The organism is Zhihengliuella sp. ISTPL4 (genome assembly GCF_002848265.1).
Lineage (GTDB): Bacteria > Actinomycetota > Actinomycetes > Actinomycetales > Microbacteriaceae > Microbacterium.
In genome coordinates, this window is sequence record NZ_CP025422.1 from 3,097,228 (window position 1) to 3,114,949 (window position 17,722).

The window sequence follows — 17,722 nt, forward strand, 5'->3', positions numbered from 1 at the left end:
GGCACTGATGAAGAAGTCAGGCACCATCCTCAGCTCGATCGCCCTCGCGTCCGTCGCAGCGCTCGCCCTCTCCGGCTGCGGAGGGTCGACGGCCCCGGCGAGCTCCGGCGGAGGCGACGCCGACGGCGAGCTCACCCCGGTCACCCTCATGCTGAACTGGTACCCCTACGGCGAGCACGCGGCCTTCTACTACGGCGTCGACCAGGGCATCTTCGAGGAGCACGGCATCGACCTCACGATCAAGGCCGGCCAGGGCTCGACGAAGACCGCGCAGGCCGTCGGGCAGGGACAGGTCGACTTCGGCTGGGCGGACACCCCCGCCGTCCTCGCGAACATCGACAAGGGCGTCGGCATCAAGAGCGTCGGCGTCTTCCTGCAGACCACGCCGTCGGCCGTGCAGGTCTTCGCCGACTCCGGCATCTCCAGCCCCGAAGACCTCAAGGGCAAGACCATCGCGGTCTCCGCGGGCGACGCCCCGACCACGACCTTCCCGATGTACCTCGAGGCCGTGGGCCTGGAGGAGGGCGACGTGACCCAGCAGAACCTGGACGCTGCGGGGAAGATCGCCGCCATGCTGTCCGGGAAGGTCGACGGGCTCATCGGCTTCGCGCACGACCAGGGTCCGACCATCGCCGACAAGAGCGGCAAGGACGTCGAGTACCTGCGCTACTCCGACGCCGGCCTGAACTTCTTCAGCAACGGCCTCATCGCGCCGACCGACACGATCGAGGGCGACCCCGAGCTCGTCGAGGCGCTCGTCGCGGCGACCTCCGAGGCCTTCGCGGCGGCCCAGGAGGACCCCGAGGCCGCGGTGGCCGCGATGGAGGGCAAGGACCCGCAGATGCCATCGCAGGAGGTCCTGCTGCACCAGTGGGAGGAGACCATCGAGCTGCTCCACACCGACGCCACCGAGGGAGAGGCTCCCGGCGCGAACGCGACCGAGGACTGGGAGTCCACCCTGGAGGTGCTGTCCGAGGCCGGGCTCATCTCGGGCGACGGCGACGTGGACACCTACTTCGACGACTCCTTCACCCCCGGGAAGTGAGACCGATCGTCATGGACACTCACGTTCAGCAGGAGCGCGGACCCGCGACCACGAGCACCGCTCCGGCGCTCGAGGTCTCGGATCTCGCGATCACCTTCGCCTCCAAGCGGCGCCAGGTCACGGCTCTCGAGGGCGTCGACCTGCGCGTCGAGGAGGGGGAGTTCCTCTCCATCGCCGGGCCCTCCGGCTGCGGCAAGTCGACCCTCCTGAAGGCCGTCGCCGGACTCACCGCGCCGAGCCGCGGCAGCATCCGCCTCCGCGGGGACGAGGTCCGCGGTCCGCGGCAGGATATCGGCTACGTGTTCCAGCGAGCGGCGCTCCTGGAGTGGCGCAGCGTCCGCGGCAACATCCTTCTGCAGGCCGAGATGCGCGGGATGGACATGCGCAAGGCCCAGGCCCGTGCCGATGAGCTCATCGAGATGACCGGTCTCACCGGTTTCGAGAAGTCGCTGCCGCATGAGCTGTCGGGCGGCATGCAGCAGCGGGTGTCGCTGTGTCGTGCGCTGCTGCACGAGCCGCGGGTGCTGCTCATGGACGAGCCGTTCGGCGCCCTCGACGCCCTCACGCGTGAGCGCATGAACGTCGAGCTCAACCGCATCTGGAGCGCCACCGGGACGACCGTGCTGCTCGTGACCCACTCGGTCGCGGAGGCCGTCTATCTCGCCAGCCGCGTCATCGTGATGGGCCCGCGACCGGGGCGGATCCTGGAGGAGCACCGCGTCGACCTCCCGGCCCGCCGCGGTTACGCCGACGTCCTGGAGACGGAGGAGTTCCACCGCGTCTCCAGCCGCGTCCGCGAGCTCCTCGGCTCCTCCACCGACGCCGACTGACCCGTCCCGCTCCCGCCCCAGGTACTGTCCCCCGTCCCGTGCGGGATCGAAACCGCCCCTCCCCGACGTCCCTCAGGGACGTTCTCGATCCCGCGCGAGGTGGGCACCGGGGCGCGGGATCGAAAACTCCCCCCGGCGCTGGCCGAGGGGAGCGTTGTCGATCCCGCGACACCCGCGGGAGTGGGAATCAGTCGCCGAGGGCGGCGGACACCACGGCGCGGGCTTCGGCCTGCACCTCGGCGAGGTGCTCCGGACCGCGCAGGCTCTCGGCGTAGAGCTTGTAGACGTCTTCAGTGCCGGACGGCCGCGCGGCGAACCACGCGTGCGGGGTCTGCACCTTGAGGCCGCCGATCGCTGCACCGTTGCCGGGAGCATGCGAGAGCTTGGCGATGATGTCTTCGCCGGCGAGCGTGGTCGCCGTCACCGACTCCGGAGTCAGCTTGCCGAGCGTCGCCTTCTGCTCCGGGGTGGCCGGAGCGTCGACCCGCTGGTAGGCGGACGAACCGAAGGCGTCCTCCAGCTCCGCGTAGCGCTGCGACGGGGTCTTGCCGGTCACCGCGAGGATCTCCGCCGCGAGCAGGCAGAGGATGATGCCGTCCTTGTCGGTGGACCACACGGAGCCGTCGTGACGGAGGAAGGAGGCACCCGCCGACTCCTCGCCGCCGAATGCGACGGAGCCGTCGAGCAGTCCGGGCACGAACCACTTGAACCCGACCGGAACCTCCAGCAGCTGCCGACCGAGCGACTCCGCCACGCGGTCGATGATCATCGACGAGACGAGCGTCTTGCCGACCGCAGCCTCACGCGGCCAGTGCTCCCGGTGCGAGAAGAGGTAGTCGATAGCCACGGCGAGGAAGTGGTTCGGGTTCATGAGCCCCGCGTCGGGGGTGACGATCCCGTGTCGGTCGGCATCCGCGTCGTTCCCGGTGAGGATGTCGTAGTCGCCCTTCTTCGCCACGAGCGAGGCCATGGCTGACGGGGACGATGGATCCATCCGGATCTTCTCGTCCCAGTCGAGGGTCATGAAGCGCCACGTGGGATCGACCTCGGGGTTCACGACGGTGAGGTCGATGTCGTGCATCTCAGAGATCAGCGACCAGTACTCCACCGAGGCGCCGCCCAACGGGTCGGCGCCGATGCGCACACCGGCCCTGCGGATCGCCTCGAGGTCGATGATCGACGGAAGGTCGCGCACATAGGCGTCGCGGAAGTCGTATCCGGTGATCGCGTCCCAGTCGACGTCGGCGAAGCGCTCGCGCCGCACCTCGGTCAGGCCGTCGGCGATGAGCCGGTTGGCGCGGTCGGCGATCCAACCGGTGGCGTCGGTGTCGGCGGGGCCGCCGTGGGGAGGGTTGTACTTGAAGCCGCCGTCGCGGGGAGGGTTGTGCGAGGGGGTCACGACGATGCCGTCCGCCCGGCCCGGGTCGTCGGCGGCGCGGTCACGGTTGTAGGTGAGGATCGCGTGGCTCAGTGCCGGGGTCGGCACCCACGAGTCCCGGGCGTCGACGCGCACATCCACCCCGTTCGCGAGCAGGACCTCGATGGCGCTGCGCTCTGCAGGAAGAGAAAGGGCGTGGGTGTCGCGGCCCAGGAAGAGGGGACCGGTGATGCCCTGCGCCGCGCGGTAATCCACGATGGCCTGCGTCGTGGCGAGGATGTGGTTCTCGTTGAAGCTCTTGGTGAGCGACGAGCCGCGATGGCCGCTGGTGCCGAACACGACCCGCTCGCTGGCGACATCCGGGTTCGGCACGCGGTCGTAGTAGGCGGCGATCAGCTCGTCGACGTCGATCAGGTCACTTTCCTCCGCGGGGAGGCCGGCACGGCTGCTCATGCTCTCAGTCTGCCCCGTGCAGCCGATGCTCGCATCCGCCTTGACATGCGGGATGGCGATGAGTCACTGAGGGATAGGCTGAACGCCGTGAGTGAACGCCGCACCTACAGCTATCTCGGACCAGCCGGAACCTTCACGGAGGCGGCGCTCGACCAGGTGGCCGAGGCTCGCGGCCAGACCTGGCGACCGGTGCACAACGTGGGCGAGGCGCTCGCCGACGTGCTCGAAGGACGCAGCGACGCAGCCATGATCGCGATCGAGAACTCCATCGAGGGTGGTGTCTCCACCACGCAGGACGCGCTGGCGACGCTGCCGGGTCTTCGGATCATCGGCGAATACCTCGTGCGGGTGAACTTCGTCCTCGTCGCTCCACGCGGCACCACTCTCGATCAGGTCGAGGTCATCGCCGCGCATCCCGTTGCCTACGCGCAGTGCCACGGCTGGCTCGGCGAACACCTCCCGACCCATTCGCATGTGCCGGCGGCGAGCAACGTCGCCTCGGCCATCGGCGTTCTCGACGGCACCTCGCCCGCCCAGGCCGCGATCGCCGCGCCCGGGATCGTGCAGCATTACGACGTGGATGTGCTGGCTGAGGGCATCGGCGACAACGCGGCGGCCGTGACCCGATTCGTCCTCGTCACTCGCACCCGGCGTTCACCCGCGCCGACCGGTGCCGACAAGACCTCGTTGATCGTGGAGCTCCCGCACGACCACCCCGGTTCGCTGCTGGAGATGCTGGAACAGTTCTCGACGCGGGGCATCAACCTCTCACTCATCGAGTCCCGGCCCATCGGCGATGAGCTCGGCCGGTACCGGTTCGTGATCGACGCGGACGGTCACATCGAGCACGAGCGGATGGCGGATGCCCTGCTCGGCATCCGCCGCTTCAGCCCTCGCGTGGTGTTCCTCGGTTCGTACCCGCGAGCCGACCGGCAGATCGTGCAGTATCCCGACCGCTACTCCGACGAGATCTTCATCGAGGCCCGCGACTGGCTCCGCGGCATCCTCTCCGGCGAACCCGAGTCCTGACCCTCGCCGGCCTCGCGCGCCGCGCGCCGCGCGCCCTCCATCCCGCACGGCGCGGTGGGGTACTCAGTGCTCCTGGAACCGCGGCCAGGCACTGCCGGGCAACATGCGGGCATGCAGCGCGCCCTTCGCGGAGGCGAGGCTGGGATAGGTGCCGGCCGCCGCGTCCGCTCCCGCCATGGTCACCACATAGCCGTCCTCATCATGGCGGATGCTCCCCACCACTCCGTTCGTCCCGTAGGCGACCCACAGTGCGAGTGTCTTGGTGCTCATCGTCGAACCCCTCTCTCTGCGGCCGAGGCTACGCCTCAGAGCGGCCGGGGGCCAGCCCCTTCACGGGACCCTGGCGCGGAAGCGTCCGCTCGCGGAGACGACGTGCTGGACAACGGGCTCCGGCAGTCCGAAGCTCACGAGCAGCAGGCGGGCCTCCGTCTCCTTCGGAGATTCGACACCCGGGCGCGCGAGCGGCAGCCCCTCTCGGATGCGGCCGCACCCGGGAAAGCGTCCGTTATCGGCCCCGCGACGCGAGACGCGACTCACGCGCCTGCGACGAGCTCCAGCGTCTGGGTGCGGCCCGCGGCCGAGTCCTTCGGCTCCGCGTCGTAGGCGCCGGCGACGGGGGACAGCATGACCTCATCCACTCCGTAGGTCGTGGCGAAGGAGCGGACCTCCGCGGCGACAGACTCCCCGGTGCCGACGAACCACCGTGACCGGGCGGCCTCGACCACCTGCTCCGTCGCGACGTCGTGTACCGCGGCGAGGGCCTGCTCGACCGTCTCCAGCGCGACGAGCGGCTGGTTGAGTCGGAGCCGCGCCATCATCCGCAGCTGTGGGAGGGCACGGGCCTCCGCCTCCTCCGCGGTCGGAGCCGCGACGGCGTTCACGGTGAGGAAGGTCCGCGGTTCCGGGTGCTCCTCGCTCGGACGGTAGTTCGTGCGGTAGAGGTCGAGGGCGCGTTCCAGGCCCTGTCCGGAGAAGTGGTTCGCGAATACGTACGGCAGGCCGAGGGAGGCGGCGAGCTGGGCGGAGTAGTCGCTCGACCCCAGCAGCCACACCTCGGGTACCCCGGTCGCGGCAGGGGTGGCTCGCACGGTGTACTCGCCGCCGGAGGTGAAGCGCACGGTGGCGCCGTCGGCGGTGAAGAGCGCCGCGATGTCCTGCACGTGGCGGGGGAACTGCTCGACGTCGCTGGTCGTCCCCGACCCACGGAGCAGCTGGGTGATCACGGGGTCGCTGCCGGGGGCGCGACCGAGACCGAGGTCGATACGCCCGGGTGCGATGGCCTCGAGGGCGGCGAACTGCTCGGCCACGATGAGGGGCGCGTGGTTCGGCAGCATCACGCCGCCGGAGCCGAGGCGGATACGGGAGGTGCGCGTGGCGGCGGCCGCGATGAGGACCGGCGGCGTGGTCGAGGCGACCGCGGGCATGTTGTGGTGCTCGGCGAACCAGTACCGGCGATAGCCGAGCCGGTCGGCGGTCGCGGCGAGGGAGAGGGAGGCGGTGATGGCCTCGGCACTGGTCTGGCCGGAGCGGACCGGCACGAGGTCGAGGACGGAGAGGGCGACGTCGTTCATCTCCGGATGCAACCTCGGCGGCCGCTCCGGCATTCCCTAGGCGGCGAGACGCGAGGCGGGAGTGAGCGCGTCGGCGAGGGCGTTCTTGGCGAGGCGGTAGCGGATGAGCCACGCGGCGCTGTAGCTCTGCTCGGGCAAGTCGCGCAGCACCGCACGATCTTCCGCCGGCAGTCCGTCCCGCGCGGCTTCGCGCAGGAGGTCGTCGCGGGTCGCCGGGTACTCCATGTCGGCGAGGAACCGGTCGAGGGTCGAGGAGAGTGCCATGGTCCGTCCTTTCCGTGAGAAGAAGAGGAGAAGAACGGGGGCGGTGCGACGGCACCGCCCCCGGCTGATCAGGCGTCGATCGCCTGGCGCTGTTCGCCGGACTCGACGACGATCTTGCGCGGCTTCGCCCGCTCGCTGACGGGGATCACGACCGACAGGACACCGCTCTCGTACGAGGCGCTGATGTTGTCGAGGTCGACGCCCTCGCCGAGCGAGAACTGGCGCAGGAATGACCCGGCTCCGCGCTCGCGGGCGAGCCAGCGCACGCCTTCGCGGGTGTCGGCCGTGCGCTGGGCGCGGATCGTGAGCTGCCCACCGTCGAGGTCGACGTCGATGGAACCGGGATCGGCGCCGGGGAGGTCGGCGTGCAGGATGTAGCGGTCCCCGTCGCGGTACAGGTCCACCGGCATCGACCGGGGCGCGCGCACGGAGTCCAGCACACTCGCGGCGAAGCGGTCGAGCTGGCTGAAGGGATCGAAGGTCAGTGCCATGAGGGTTTCTCCTTTCGTGCGGCCCTGCAAGGGCTGAGGTGGTGTGCAGATTATCTGCACCTGAGGTATAGATTTGTTATAGAACACGAGCAGGAATCTTGCAACCCCGATCAGGAGACGAGGGCATCCATGACCGCACGCGACTCGCGCACCCCGCTCTACGGCATCGCGGTGGCCGCGCAGCTCGTCGACCTGCCCGAGGCGACGATCCGGCTCTTCGAGAGCAAGGGGCTGCTCGCGCCCGCCCGGAGCGACGGCGGCACCCGTCGGTACAGCGATGACGACATCACCCGTCTGCGTCGCGCCGCCGAGCTCCGCGGCGACGGCATCAACATTGCAGGAATCGCCCGGGTCCTCGACCTGCAGGACGAGAACGCGGGCCTCCGGGAAGCTCTCGATGCGGAGGGGCCGGGACGACAGCGTCCCGACCGCGACTGACACCCGGCGGGCAGCCGGCATGGAGGACGCCGCTACGCTTTCCGCATGGAAGCCGGGATCTTCTACGTCCTCGTCGGAGCTGTCGCCGTCGCTGCTGTGGCGCGCTGGCGCGGCTGGCCCGCCCCGCTGCTCGTCACCGTCGTGGCGCTCGCCGCCTCGTTCCTGCCGTTCGTGCCGGAGCTGGAGATCGACGGACATCTGCTGCTCGGGCTCGTGCTGCCGCCGCTGCTGTATTCCGCCGCCCTCGACGTCTCCTTCGTCGGGTTCAAGCGCAGCCTGCCGCAGATCCGCCGTCTCGGCATCTGGCTGGTGCTGCTCACCGCGTTCGCCGTGGGACTCGTGGCCTGGTGGATCCTGCCGTCGCTCACGCTGCCCGGCGCGCTGCTGCTCGGCGCCATCGTCGCCCCGCCGGACGCGGTGTCGGCGGCGGCGATCGGCCGTCGTCTCGGTCTGCCCCGCCGGATCATGACGGTGCTGTCGGGCGAGAGCCTCATCAACGACGCGACCTCGCTCACGCTCTACCGGGTGTTCGCCGCCATCCTCGCCGGGGCGACGCTGACCGTCTGGGATGGGGTCTGGCAGTTCCTCCTCGCGGTCGGTGTGGGCGTGGGGATCGGGCTCGTGTTCGGGATCGTGCTGCACCAGCTCCGCATGCGCATCGGCGACCCCGTCGTGATCGGCACGTTCGGCCTGCTCGCTCCGTTCGGCGCGTATAACATCGCGGAACATCTGCTCGGCTCCGGCGTCCTCGCGGTCGTGGCCATGGGCCTCTTCGTCGGCTTCAACGCCCCGCGCACCGACTACACGACCCGGCAGCAGGAGGCGCCGCTGTGGCTCTCAGCCGATCTGCTGCTGGAGAGCTTCGTGTTCGCCTACATCGGCCTGCAGTTCCCGCGGGTGCTCAGCGATCTCGGCAGCGAGTCGGTGGGGCACATCCTCCTGCTCTCCGGCGCCGTGCTGCTCGTGGTGCTCGTCGTGCGGCCGCTCTACATCTACCCGATCAGCGCGTGGTCGAACTTCCAGGACCGTCGCCGGCTCGCCCGCATGGATCGCGGCATCGCATCCGGGGAGTTCGACGAACGGCGACGGCGGTCCCGGCGGTGGCGTGACCAGAGCACGGATGAGCTGCGGACGCAGATCGTCCGGGAGCGCATGGCGGGCCTGCGGCTCACGTGGAAGGACAACGCGGTCATCTCGTGGGCGGGGATGCGCGGCGTGGTGACCCTTGCGATCGCGGTTGCTGCCGCGGATCTGGCAGGGCTCGACACCGAGGCCGCGCATGCCATCGTCGTCGTCGCGTTCATCGTCACGGTGGGCACGCTCCTGCTGCAGGGGCTCACGCTTCCGCTGCTCATCCGGCGTCTGGAGATCGCGGGGGATGAGGAGCACGAGGAGGATGTGGCGGCCCTGGAGATGGTGAAAGCCAAGAGCCGCGAGGCCGGCAAGGCGTACCTCGCGGAGAAGCGCCGGGAGTGGGAGCAGAAGCACGGCGAGGTCGACCTCGGGATGTTCGATGCCTTCACCCAGCGCATGACCCGGGTGGAGAAGGACACCGACGATGCGCAGCAGGTCGAGGACACCGTCGCCCGTCCGTCCTACGACGACCTCGTCGCCCTGACGAAGGGATGGTTGCAGGTGCGGAGGGAGATCCTCGTCGCGGAGCGGGATGCCGGAGAGCTCGACGAGGAGGTCATGCGGGAGCTGCTGGCCGCGATGGACGCCGAGGAGCTCGCACTCGACACCCGCGGCGCGACTCGCCCCCTGAGCCGCAACTGACTCCTCCTTCCCTTCGACCCACCCCCTTCCGGTCGACCCACCCCCTTCCGCCCGTCCGCAACGGGCCGGGGCGCACGCAAAGGGGTGGCTCGACAGGGGAGGGAGAGGGAGACGAAGAGCGCCCCACCTCCTGGATACAGGAGGTGGGGCGCTCGTGAAGGAGACGGGATCAGCGGGCGCCGGCGGGCTCCGGGGTGGAGGTGGCGTCCGTCTCGGGAGCATCGTCACCGGAGTCATCGGCGAAGGGCAGGCCCTCGCGAGGCGCGTTGTAGAGCTCCTCGTTCAAGATGCCCTCGCGCTTCGCGACGATCGCGGGGACGAGCGCCTGGCCGGCGACGTTCACGGCCGTGCGGCCCATGTCGAGGATCGGGTCGATCGCGAGCAGCAGGCCGACGCCCTCGAGCGGCAGGCCCAGGGTCGACAGCGTCAGCGTGAGCATGACGACCGCGCCCGTCGTGCCGGCGGTGGCGGCGGAGCCGACGACCGACACGATCACGATGAGCAGGTACTGCACGAAGTTCAGCTCGATGCCGAAGAACTGCGCGACGAAGATCGCGGCGATGGCCGGGTAGATCGCGGCGCAGCCGTCCATCTTCGTCGTCGCGCCCAGCGGCACGGCGAAGGAAGCGTACGAGCGGGGCACGCCGAGGTTGCGCTCGGTCACGCGCTCCGTGAGGGGCAGGGTGCCGATGGAGGAACGGCTCACGAAGGCGAGCTGCACCGCCGGCCACACACCCGAGAAGTACTGCTTGATGGAGAGACCGTGCGTGCGCACCAGGATCGGGTACACGACGAACAGCACGAGCGCGAGGCCGATGTAGACGGCCGCGGCGAACCAGCCGAGCGACGCCAGCTTCTCCCAGCCGTACTTGATGACGGCCGAGCCGATGAGGCCGAACGTGCCGAGCGGAGCGATACGGATGATCCACCACAGCACGCGCTGGATGACCTTGAGCAGCGACTCGGTGAAGACGAGGAACGGCTCGGCCTTCTTGCCGGCCTTGAGTGCCGCGATGCCGACGACGGCCGCGACCACGATCACCTGGAGGATGTTGAAGCCGACGCTCGAGGTAAACGTGCCCTCGGTGGCTCCGGGGGAGGTGCTGACGGTCAGGCCGAGGAAGTTCTGCGGGATGAGGCCGAGGAGGAAGTTCCACCACGTGCCGACCGTGTACGGCTCGCCCGGCTCCAGGCCCTCGCCGGCACGGCTGCCCGGCTGGATCACGAGGCCGAGGACGATGCCGATGATGACCGCGATGAAAGCGGTGATCGCGAACCACAGGATCGTCTGCCCGGCGAGGCGGGCGGCGTTCTGTACGCGACGGAGGTTCGAGATGCTCGCGACGATCGCGGTGAAGATCAGCGGGACGACGGCTGCGCGGAGCAGCGTGACGTAGGAGCTGCCGATCGTGTCGAGGGTGGCCGACAGTCCGGTCGGGTTCTCGGCCGTGGCGCCGAGCTGGCGGCCGATGAGACCGGCGGCGATGCCGAGAACGAGGGCGGCGATGATCTGGAAGCCGAACGAGGTCAGCAGCTTCCGGACCGGCCCGCGGGTGTCTGGCGCCTTCTGGGCGCGTGCGGTGGTGCTCATTGAGGTGGGGACTCCAGAATCGCGGCGCGCCGGGTGCACGCCATGAGGCTCAACGCTAGGAGAGCCTGAGAATTCCCTGGGCGGATATGACGAAGGATGACGGCCACCCTCCCACGGCCGTCATCCTTCGCTGCGATCCGCCGTCAGGGCGTGACGCAGTTCTGAAGGTTGTCCTGGATGATCTGGGTCGTGAGGGCCTTGTCGGCCTCGTCCCGCTGCTTGTCCTCGCCGTCGGCGATGTAGCCGAGGGTCTCGTCGCTGAGGTCGGAGTCGACGAGCGCTTCGGCCAGACAGGTGGCGGCGTCGTCGGTCATGGCCTCCTCCTGTGCGGTGCCCTCGAAGACCTTCTGGATGCCGTCGGCGACGTCGTCGACCGAGGGGCGGCTGTCTCCCGCGCAGGCGGCGAGGGAGAAGGCGAGGGCAGCGGCCGGGACGATCGCCAGAAGGCGGAGGCCGCGACGCGAAGGGATGCGGGTGCTGGTCATGCGGGTGACGCTATCCACTCACAGCCGACTCATAGAAGGGGCTTGCGGCGCGTCATGTTTTCATGCACGCCCGCCGCCGACCCACCCCTTTGCGCGCGCCCCGGCCCCTTACGTGCGTCCGTAGGGGGCCGGGGCGCACAGAAGGGGGTGGGTCGGCGGATCACCGGTCGGCGAGGACGAGCAGGTCGCCGACCTCGCAGTCGAGCGCGTCGCAGATGGCCCGCAGGGTGGAGTAGCGGATCGCGCGGGCGCGGTCGTTCTTCAGGACGGACAGGTTCACGATGCTGACGCCGACGGCGGCGCTCAGCTCCGTCAGCGTCATCCCGCGAGCCGCCAGCAGCTCGTCCAGACGGCAGTGGATGCCCGTGAACTCGTCGTCGCTCTCCGCCGGGCTCACACCAGCCCCTCCGTCTCCTTCTCCAGCACGACCTTCTCCTGTTGCAGCCGGATGCCGCGACGGAAGGCGACGGCGATCAACCCGACGGTGACCCCGGTGGCGAAGATCGGCGCGATCGCCCAGAACTCGATCGGGTGCACGGGTTCCCCGTCGCCGAGTCCGAGCGCCGCGGTCACGCCGTTGCGCCCCATGGTCTCGAGCATCACGATCGCGATCGGCGCGAGCACGAGCGTCCAGCCGATCACGTCGAAGGCGCGTGCGTTGCCCGGTACGAAGAACCGGCCGCGGAGGAAGTTCCAGGCGACGAGCGTCACCGCGCCGATGATGGCGACGGCGGCCAGGGCCCACAGTGCGATGGCCGCGACGATGGCGGCGATCGAGACGCCGTTCACCCCGGTCGCGAAGACCATCGCCTCCTGCGCGATGCCCTCGACGGAGATCTGCCCGGAGTCGGTGGTCGCCGAGATCGGCTGTTCGTCGATGGGGATCGACCGCGCGATCCCGGCGTCCCGGAAGGTGCTGCCGACGCGCAGTGTCGTCGCGAGGCCGACGGTCACGAGGGCCGCCGCCGCATAGAGGATGACGGTGATCGCATCGGCCCGCTCGGAGCGGGTGGCGGTGTCGGTGGCCATCAGACCAGTCCTTCCGTGTCGCGCTGCAGGCGGCGGCCGATCGTGAACACGCCCGCCACGAGGGCCAGGGCGAACGCCCACCCCACCGGCGCGAGGTCGAACTGCACGAGGAGCGTCCACAGCACGTCCTCCACGGCGCGGTCCGTCGCGGCCAGATCCTTCACGATCTCGGCCCGGCCGATGCCACCGGCGAGCTGCCCGAACAGCGTGCCCGCCATGAGCAGGCAGGCGGCGACGGCGAACATCCACCCGAGGGAGGCGCGGAATGGGCGGGAGCGGATGAGGGAGACGCCGAGCCACCAGACCACCGCGCAGAGGGCGATCGTGGCGAGCGCGGGGAGCGCCGTCTCGAGCAGCAGCAGCCAGCGGGCAGCCGCGGGCGGCGCAGTGAGCGTGACGAGGGCGGAGTCGACGGCGGCTCCCTCGATTCCGGCCACGCCGTCGAGCGCGGAGAGGTCGACGTCGTGCACCGGCATCACGACCGTCGGCGACGGGGCGAACAGAGCACCGGCGGCCTGCGCGACGGCGACGACGGCGCCGATCCCGACGCTGACGGCGCCGGTCGCGATGAGCCCGAGCGCGATGCCGTCGACGAGCGAAGGACGTCTTTCCGTGGCGAGCATGAGCTCCTCCTGAGAGTCTGAGTTTATCGACTTTCGTTAACATAACGACTGTCGATAAACCCGTCAAGGCCTCGCTATGCCCACGGCGAACACGGGCATACCCGCCATTCCTGGTCGTTACTCTCGATGTACAAGCGCTTCATGCGTCTTCGCCCCGTGCGAATAAGGAGTCAACATGTTCGAGAGATTCACGGACCGAGCCCGTCGAGTGGTCGTCCTCGCCCAAGAAGAGGCGAAGATGCTCAACCACAACTACATCGGCACCGAGCACATCCTGCTCGGCCTCATCCACGAGGGCGAGGGCGTCGCAGCCAAGGCGCTGGAGTCGCTCGGCATCTCCCTCGACGCCGTGCGCGAGCAGGTGCAGGACATCATCGGCCAGGGTCAGCAGCAGCCGACCGGCCACATCCCGTTCACGCCGCGCGCCAAGAAGGTGCTCGAGCTCAGCCTCCGCGAGGCCCTGCAGCTCGGTCACAACTACATCGGCACCGAGCACATCCTCCTCGGCCTCATCCGCGAGGGTGAGGGCGTGGCCGCTCAGGTGCTCGTCAAGCTGGGCGCCGACCTCAACAAGGTGCGGCAGCAGGTCATCCAGCTGCTCTCCGGCGCTCCGGGCCGCGAGCCCGCGTCCGTCGGTGCGCAGTCCAACGACACCCCCTCGGGTGCGCAGGGCGGCTCGCAGGTGCTCGACCAGTTCGGTCGCAACCTCACGCAGGCTGCACGCGACAACAAGCTCGACCCGGTCATCGGGCGCGAGAAGGAGGCGGAGCGGGTCATGCAGATCCTCTCCCGCCGCTCCAAGAACAACCCCGTCCTGATCGGCGAGCCCGGCGTCGGCAAGACCGCCGTCGTCGAGGGCCTCGCCCAGGCGATCGTCAAGGGCGATGTGCCCGAGACGCTGAAGGACAAGCAGCTCTACTCGCTCGACCTCGGCTCGCTCATCGCCGGTTCCCGCTACCGGGGTGACTTCGAGGAGCGCCTGAAGAAGGTCACCAAGGAGATCCGCACGCGCGGCGACATCATCGTCTTCATCGACGAGATCCACACCCTCGTGGGTGCGGGTGCCGCCGAGGGTGCGATCGACGCGGCCAGCATCCTCAAGCCGCTGCTCGCCCGCGGTGAGCTCCAGACGATCGGCGCCACCACGCTCGACGAGTACCGCAAGCACTTCGAGAAGGACGCCGCACTCGAGCGCCGCTTCCAGCCGGTGCAGGTGAACGAGCCGACGCTGCCGCACGCGATCAACATCCTCAAGGGGCTGCGCGACCGGTACGAGGCGCACCACAAGGTGCAGATCACCGACGGCGCGATCGTGGCCGCGGCGAACCTCGCCGACCGCTACGTCTCCGACCGCTTCCTCCCGGACAAGGCCATCGACCTGATCGACGAGGCGGGCGCCCGCCTGCGTCTGTCGATCCTGTCCAGCCCGCCCGAGCTGCGTGAGTTCGACGAGAAGATCGCCGCCGTGCGCGAGCAGAAGGAGATCGCCTCCGAGGAGCAGGACTTCGAGAAGGCCGCCTCCCTGCGCGACGAGGAGAAGAGCCTCCTCGCCGAGCGGCTGCGTCTGGAGAAGCAGTGGCGTGCGGGCGACGTCGCGACCCAGGCGGTCGTCGACGAGGGCCTGATCGCCGAGGTGCTCGCCCAGGCGACCGGTATCCCCGTGTTCAAGCTGACGGAGGAGGAGTCCAGCCGACTCGTCTTCATGGAGAAGGCGCTGCACCAGCGCGTCATCGGTCAGGAGGAGGCCATCGCGGCGCTCTCCAAGACCATCCGTCGCCAGCGTGCCGGCCTCAAGGACCCGAAGCGTCCCTCCGGCTCGTTCATCTTCGCCGGCCCCACGGGCGTCGGAAAGACCGAGCTGGCGAAGGCGCTCGCGGAGTTCCTCTTCGACGACGAGGCCGCGCTGATCTCGCTCGACATGAGCGAGTTCGGCGAGAAGCACACCGTCTCGCGGCTGTTCGGTGCCCCTCCCGGGTTCGTCGGCTTCGAAGAGGGCGGCCAGCTCACCGAGAAGGTGCGGCGCAAGCCGTTCAGCGTGGTCCTCTTCGACGAGATCGAGAAGGCGCACCCGGACATCTTCAACTCGCTGCTGCAGATCCTCGAGGAGGGTCGCCTCACCGACGGTCAGGGTCGGATCGTGGACTTCAAGAACACGGTCATCATCATGACCACGAACCTCGGTGCGCGCGACATCGCCGGCGGCCCCGTCGGCTTCCAGATCGAGGGCAACAACGCCACGAGCTACGAGCGGATGAAGGGCAAGGTCAACGAGGAGCTCAAGCGGCACTTCAAGCCCGAGTTCCTCAACCGTGTCGACGACATCATCGTCTTCCCGCAGCTGAGCAAGGACGAGCTGGTGCAGATCGTGGACCTGTTCACGAAGCGCCTCGGCGAGCGTCTGCTCGACCGCGACATGACGATCGAGCTGTCGCAGTCGGCCAAGGAGCGTCTGATCGAGATCGGCTTCGACCCGGCCCTGGGTGCTCGCCCGCTGCGTCGCGCGATGCAGCACGAGATCGAGGACCGTCTGTCGGAGAAGATCCTGCACGGCGAGCTCGACTCGGGCGACCACGTGAAGGTCGACGCGAAGGACGGGGAGTTCCTGTTCGAGCACGGCCCGCGCGGCGAGAAGGTCGCGGTCGGTGTCAACACCGGCGGTGGCGCCATCTCCGGCACGCCCGACCTGGCGATCACCGGCAACGACTGATCCTCGACACGGTCACCGAAGGGGCGGATGCGACAGCATCCGCCCCTTCGTCGTCTCCCCGGGATCTCCGAAGCTGTGCCGCGTCTGAGAGTCGTCGGGAGAGGCGGGTCCTAGGCTGGTCGGGTGAGCGCGTACATCGTCCGGCCGGCCCGCAGCGCCGACATCGTCAGCATCCGGAACCTGCTCCAGCCGATGGTGGAGCAGCGCATCCTGCTCGGCAAGGATCTCGCCGTGCTCTACGGCGCCGTGCAGGAGTTCGTCGTCGCCGAGGCGGACGGGGAGCTGATCGGCTGCGGCGCGCTGCACGTGATCTGGGAGGACCTCGGCGAGGTGCGTACCCTGCTCGTCCGCGACTACTGGCTCCATCACGGCGTCGGTCGGGCGATCGTCGAGCGGCTGGAGGAGAACGCGCGGGCGCTCGGGCTCACGCGCCTGTTCTGCCTCACGTTCGAGGTCGACTTCTTCGGACGTCGCGGGTTCACGCCCATCGGGGAGCAGGTCGTCGATCCCGACGTGTACTCGCAGCTCCTGCGCAGCGGTGACGCCGGCGTCGAGGAGTTCCTCGACCTCGCGCACGTGAAGCCGAACACCCTCGGCAACACCCGCATGCTCAAGGTGCTCTGAGCCCCGGGCCACGACCTCGCGCCTCCCAGGCTCGCAGAGGGGGATCGCTTAACCTGGAGGCATGCCCCGTCAGTCCCCCGCCGTATACCGTCGTCGGCGGCTGGCCGTGCTGCTGGGGCTGATCCTCGTCCTCGCGATCGTCGGAGCCACCGTGTGGCTCCTCGTCGCCCGGCCGTGGGCGGCCACCGGTGGGCCGGAGTCCGGCCCGGCGCCGACCTCTTCGGTTACCACCGCCCCCACACCTTCCGATTCCGCCTCCCCGGGTCCCTCGCCGTCGCCCTCCGTTGATGCCACTCCGGCCGTCGTCGCCTGTGAAGCGAAGGACGTCGAGGTGAAGGCCGTGACGGACGCCGAGTCGTACGCGGACGGCGCCTCGCCGCAGCTCTCGATCTCCCTCACCAACAAAGGCGCCACGGACTGCACGCTCGATGTCGGCTCCGCGACGCAGGTGTTCACCATCTCCAGCGGCTCCGACGTGTGGTGGCGCTCGACGGACTGCCAGGAGAACCCGAGCAGCATGATCGCCACGCTCACCGCGGGGTCCACCGTCGTGAGCAAGGAGCCGGTCGTCTGGGATCGGACGCGCTCCAGCGTCGAGACGTGCGCGCAGGAGAACCGGCAACGCGCGCCGGGCGGAGGAGCGTCGTACCACGTGGGCGTCTCGATCGGCGGCTTCCCGGCTGCGTCCACCACGCAGATCCTGCTGTACTGAGTCCCGACCGGGATCTGTGCTGACAGGGGTCATTCTTTGGGATACCATAGAGGTGACTCTCCGCCTATGCGGCAACATGCCATCCCCAGTGGCGTCGAATCACAGCGTCCCCAGCGCTTCGACACCGCCGCTCGAGAGTCCGAGGGCCCTCTCGAGTACCCCAGTCCCCAATGGAGGACTCGAGAGGGCCCCAATCTTTCTCCGGCGCCGTCGCGCCGCGCCGATGCCTAAGCTGGAAGCATGGCAGCGAAGAAGGCGAAGTCCGGGAAGAGCGCGAAGAAGAAGCCGGCCCCCGAGGACTTCCGGTCCGAGGCGCTGGCTCTCGCGCTCGAGAAGCAGGACGTCGCCGCCGTCGCCCTCGCGCTCCGGCACGGCACCATCGTCGTCCCGCTCATCAAGCCGGGGGCGCGCGACAATCCGCTCGACAGCGGTGAGGTGTGGACCTATCGGGACCCGAACTCGGGCGACCTCGCCCTGCTGCTGTTCAGCGATGCGAAGAACAAGCCGGCGAACCTCCCGCCGGGCGTCGGCATCTACGACGCGACCTGGCTGCGCACTTTCCTGTCGGCGCACCCGATCACGACCGTGTTCCTCGACATCGCCGGGCCGCACCCGATGCAGGCCGACCCCGTGGAGCTCCTCAAGGCGCTCGACGCCTGACCTGGCGTCCCTCCGG

Annotated in this window: 19 protein-coding genes; 9 read left to right on the forward strand and 10 right to left on the reverse strand. The window is 69.3% G+C overall.

The window, feature by feature from the left end; genetic code table 11:
• Window positions 1-7: 7 nt before the first annotated feature.
• Entirely contained in the window at window positions 8-1,045 is a 1,038-nt protein-coding gene (locus CYL12_RS14745) for an ABC transporter substrate-binding protein (RefSeq protein ID WP_101848250.1), read from the forward strand.
• A gap of 11 nt (window positions 1,046-1,056) precedes the next feature.
• Entirely contained in the window at window positions 1,057-1,875 is an 819-nt protein-coding gene (locus CYL12_RS14750) for an ABC transporter ATP-binding protein (RefSeq protein WP_101848251.1), read from the forward strand.
• A 187-nt stretch (window positions 1,876-2,062) separates the two neighbouring features.
• Here the strand turns inward: CYL12_RS14750 and pgm are convergent, their stop codons facing one another.
• Window positions 2,063-3,706 (reverse strand): phosphoglucomutase (alpha-D-glucose-1,6-bisphosphate-dependent), encoded by a 1,644-nt coding sequence (gene pgm / locus CYL12_RS14755; RefSeq protein WP_101848252.1) that lies wholly within the window; start codon window positions 3,704-3,706, stop codon window positions 2,063-2,065.
• A 45-nt stretch (window positions 3,707-3,751) separates the two neighbouring features.
• Here pgm and pheA point away from each other — a divergent pair, with 45 nt between their 5' ends.
• Window positions 3,752-4,735, forward strand: coding sequence for a prephenate dehydratase (gene pheA / locus CYL12_RS14760; RefSeq protein ID WP_101848253.1), 984 nt, complete (start codon window positions 3,752-3,754; stop codon window positions 4,733-4,735).
• A 63-nt stretch (window positions 4,736-4,798) separates the two neighbouring features.
• Here the strand turns inward: pheA and CYL12_RS14765 are convergent, their stop codons facing one another.
• From CYL12_RS14765 to CYL12_RS14785, 4 genes are all read right to left on the reverse strand, one after another.
• The gene (locus tag CYL12_RS14765) at window positions 4,799-5,005 is read right to left on the reverse strand and encodes a methyltransferase (RefSeq protein WP_101848254.1); all 207 of its coding nucleotides are present in this window, start codon (window positions 5,003-5,005) and stop codon (window positions 4,799-4,801) included.
• 263 nt (window positions 5,006-5,268) lie between these two features.
• A complete protein-coding gene (locus CYL12_RS14775; protein ID WP_101848256.1) occupies window positions 5,269-6,306 on the reverse strand; it encodes an LLM class flavin-dependent oxidoreductase in 1,038 nt (345 codons plus the stop codon).
• 36 nt (window positions 6,307-6,342) lie between these two features.
• Complete coding sequence (locus CYL12_RS14780; RefSeq protein WP_101848257.1) at window positions 6,343-6,570, reverse strand: DUF2795 domain-containing protein; 228 nt, start codon at window positions 6,568-6,570, stop codon at window positions 6,343-6,345.
• A gap of 68 nt (window positions 6,571-6,638) precedes the next feature.
• Entirely contained in the window at window positions 6,639-7,061 is a 423-nt protein-coding gene (locus CYL12_RS14785) for an Hsp20/alpha crystallin family protein (RefSeq protein ID WP_101848258.1), read from the reverse strand.
• Window positions 7,062-7,190: 129 nt separating this feature from the next.
• Between CYL12_RS14785 and CYL12_RS14790 the strand changes: the two genes are divergently transcribed.
• Together CYL12_RS14790 and CYL12_RS14795 are read left to right on the forward strand one after the other, a co-directional pair.
• The gene (locus CYL12_RS14790; RefSeq protein ID WP_101848259.1) at window positions 7,191-7,499 is read left to right on the forward strand and encodes a MerR family transcriptional regulator; all 309 of its coding nucleotides are present in this window, start codon (window positions 7,191-7,193) and stop codon (window positions 7,497-7,499) included.
• A gap of 45 nt (window positions 7,500-7,544) precedes the next feature.
• Window positions 7,545-9,275, forward strand: a complete 1,731-nt coding sequence (locus tag CYL12_RS14795; protein WP_101848260.1) for a cation:proton antiporter — start codon at window positions 7,545-7,547, stop codon at window positions 9,273-9,275.
• A gap of 169 nt (window positions 9,276-9,444) precedes the next feature.
• Here the strand turns inward: CYL12_RS14795 and CYL12_RS14800 are convergent, their stop codons facing one another.
• The 5 genes from CYL12_RS14800 to CYL12_RS14820 form a co-directional block, all read right to left on the reverse strand.
• Entirely contained in the window at window positions 9,445-10,866 is a 1,422-nt protein-coding gene (locus tag CYL12_RS14800) for a dicarboxylate/amino acid:cation symporter (protein ID WP_199399143.1), read from the reverse strand.
• Window positions 10,867-11,009: 143 nt separating this feature from the next.
• A complete protein-coding gene (locus CYL12_RS14805) occupies window positions 11,010-11,351 on the reverse strand; it encodes a hypothetical protein (protein WP_101848261.1) in 342 nt (113 codons plus the stop codon).
• A gap of 160 nt (window positions 11,352-11,511) precedes the next feature.
• Entirely contained in the window at window positions 11,512-11,748 is a 237-nt protein-coding gene (locus tag CYL12_RS14810; RefSeq protein ID WP_025105475.1) for a helix-turn-helix domain-containing protein, read from the reverse strand.
• Window positions 11,745-12,380, reverse strand: coding sequence for a hypothetical protein (locus tag CYL12_RS14815; protein WP_101848262.1), 636 nt, complete (start codon window positions 12,378-12,380; stop codon window positions 11,745-11,747). Before CYL12_RS14815 ends, CYL12_RS14810 begins: the two co-directional genes overlap by 4 nt.
• A complete protein-coding gene (locus CYL12_RS14820; protein ID WP_101848263.1) occupies window positions 12,380-13,003 on the reverse strand; it encodes a hypothetical protein in 624 nt (207 codons plus the stop codon). Before CYL12_RS14820 ends, CYL12_RS14815 begins: the two co-directional genes overlap by 1 nt.
• 175 nt (window positions 13,004-13,178) lie before the next feature.
• Here CYL12_RS14820 and CYL12_RS14825 point away from each other — a divergent pair, with 175 nt between their 5' ends.
• The 4 genes from CYL12_RS14825 (at window position 13,179) to CYL12_RS14840 (ending at window position 17,706) form a co-directional block, all read left to right on the forward strand.
• The gene (locus CYL12_RS14825; RefSeq protein WP_025105479.1) at window positions 13,179-15,710 is read left to right on the forward strand and encodes an ATP-dependent Clp protease ATP-binding subunit; all 2,532 of its coding nucleotides are present in this window, start codon (window positions 13,179-13,181) and stop codon (window positions 15,708-15,710) included.
• 123 nt (window positions 15,711-15,833) lie between these two features.
• A complete protein-coding gene (locus CYL12_RS14830) occupies window positions 15,834-16,334 on the forward strand; it encodes an amino-acid N-acetyltransferase (RefSeq protein ID WP_101848264.1) in 501 nt (166 codons plus the stop codon).
• 61 nt (window positions 16,335-16,395) lie between these two features.
• Window positions 16,396-17,046, forward strand: a complete 651-nt coding sequence (locus CYL12_RS14835; protein ID WP_101848265.1) for a hypothetical protein — start codon at window positions 16,396-16,398, stop codon at window positions 17,044-17,046.
• Between the two features lie 240 nt (window positions 17,047-17,286).
• Window positions 17,287-17,706, forward strand: a complete 420-nt coding sequence (locus tag CYL12_RS14840; protein ID WP_101848266.1) for a dehydrogenase — start codon at window positions 17,287-17,289, stop codon at window positions 17,704-17,706.
• The last annotated feature ends 16 nt before the right edge of the window (window positions 17,707-17,722 follow it).

Bases quoted from the DNA above. Each gene is read 5' to 3' on its own strand.
- CYL12_RS14825 (WP_025105479.1), top strand. From the start codon at position 13,179: ATGTTCGAGAGATTCACGGACCGAGCCCGTCGAGTGGTCGTCCTCGCC.
- CYL12_RS14780 (WP_101848257.1), bottom strand. From the start codon at position 6,570: ATGGCACTCTCCTCGACCCTCGACCGGTTCCTCGCCGACATGGAGTAC.
- CYL12_RS14815 (WP_101848262.1), bottom strand. From the start codon at position 12,380: ATGGCCACCGACACCGCCACCCGCTCCGAGCGGGCCGATGCGATCACC.
- pheA (WP_101848253.1), top strand. From the start codon at position 3,752: ATGCGGGATGGCGATGAGTCACTGAGGGATAGGCTGAACGCCGTGAGT.
- CYL12_RS14745 (WP_101848250.1), top strand. From the start codon at position 8: ATGAAGAAGTCAGGCACCATCCTCAGCTCGATCGCCCTCGCGTCCGTC.
- CYL12_RS14800 (WP_199399143.1), bottom strand. From the start codon at position 10,866: ATGAGCACCACCGCACGCGCCCAGAAGGCGCCAGACACCCGCGGGCCG.
- CYL12_RS14840 (WP_101848266.1), top strand. From the start codon at position 17,287: ATGGCAGCGAAGAAGGCGAAGTCCGGGAAGAGCGCGAAGAAGAAGCCG.
- CYL12_RS14775 (WP_101848256.1), bottom strand. From the start codon at position 6,306: ATGAACGACGTCGCCCTCTCCGTCCTCGACCTCGTGCCGGTCCGCTCC.
- CYL12_RS14750 (WP_101848251.1), top strand. From the start codon at position 1,057: ATGGACACTCACGTTCAGCAGGAGCGCGGACCCGCGACCACGAGCACC.
- CYL12_RS14785 (WP_101848258.1), bottom strand. From the start codon at position 7,061: ATGGCACTGACCTTCGATCCCTTCAGCCAGCTCGACCGCTTCGCCGCG.
- CYL12_RS14795 (WP_101848260.1), top strand. From the start codon at position 7,545: ATGGAAGCCGGGATCTTCTACGTCCTCGTCGGAGCTGTCGCCGTCGCT.
- CYL12_RS14820 (WP_101848263.1), bottom strand. From the start codon at position 13,003: ATGCTCGCCACGGAAAGACGTCCTTCGCTCGTCGACGGCATCGCGCTC.
- CYL12_RS14790 (WP_101848259.1), top strand. From the start codon at position 7,191: ATGACCGCACGCGACTCGCGCACCCCGCTCTACGGCATCGCGGTGGCC.
- CYL12_RS14835 (WP_101848265.1), top strand. From the start codon at position 16,396: ATGCCCCGTCAGTCCCCCGCCGTATACCGTCGTCGGCGGCTGGCCGTG.
- CYL12_RS14805 (WP_101848261.1), bottom strand. From the start codon at position 11,351: ATGACCAGCACCCGCATCCCTTCGCGTCGCGGCCTCCGCCTTCTGGCG.
- pgm (WP_101848252.1), bottom strand. From the start codon at position 3,706: ATGAGCAGCCGTGCCGGCCTCCCCGCGGAGGAAAGTGACCTGATCGAC.
- CYL12_RS14765 (WP_101848254.1), bottom strand. From the start codon at position 5,005: ATGAGCACCAAGACACTCGCACTGTGGGTCGCCTACGGGACGAACGGA.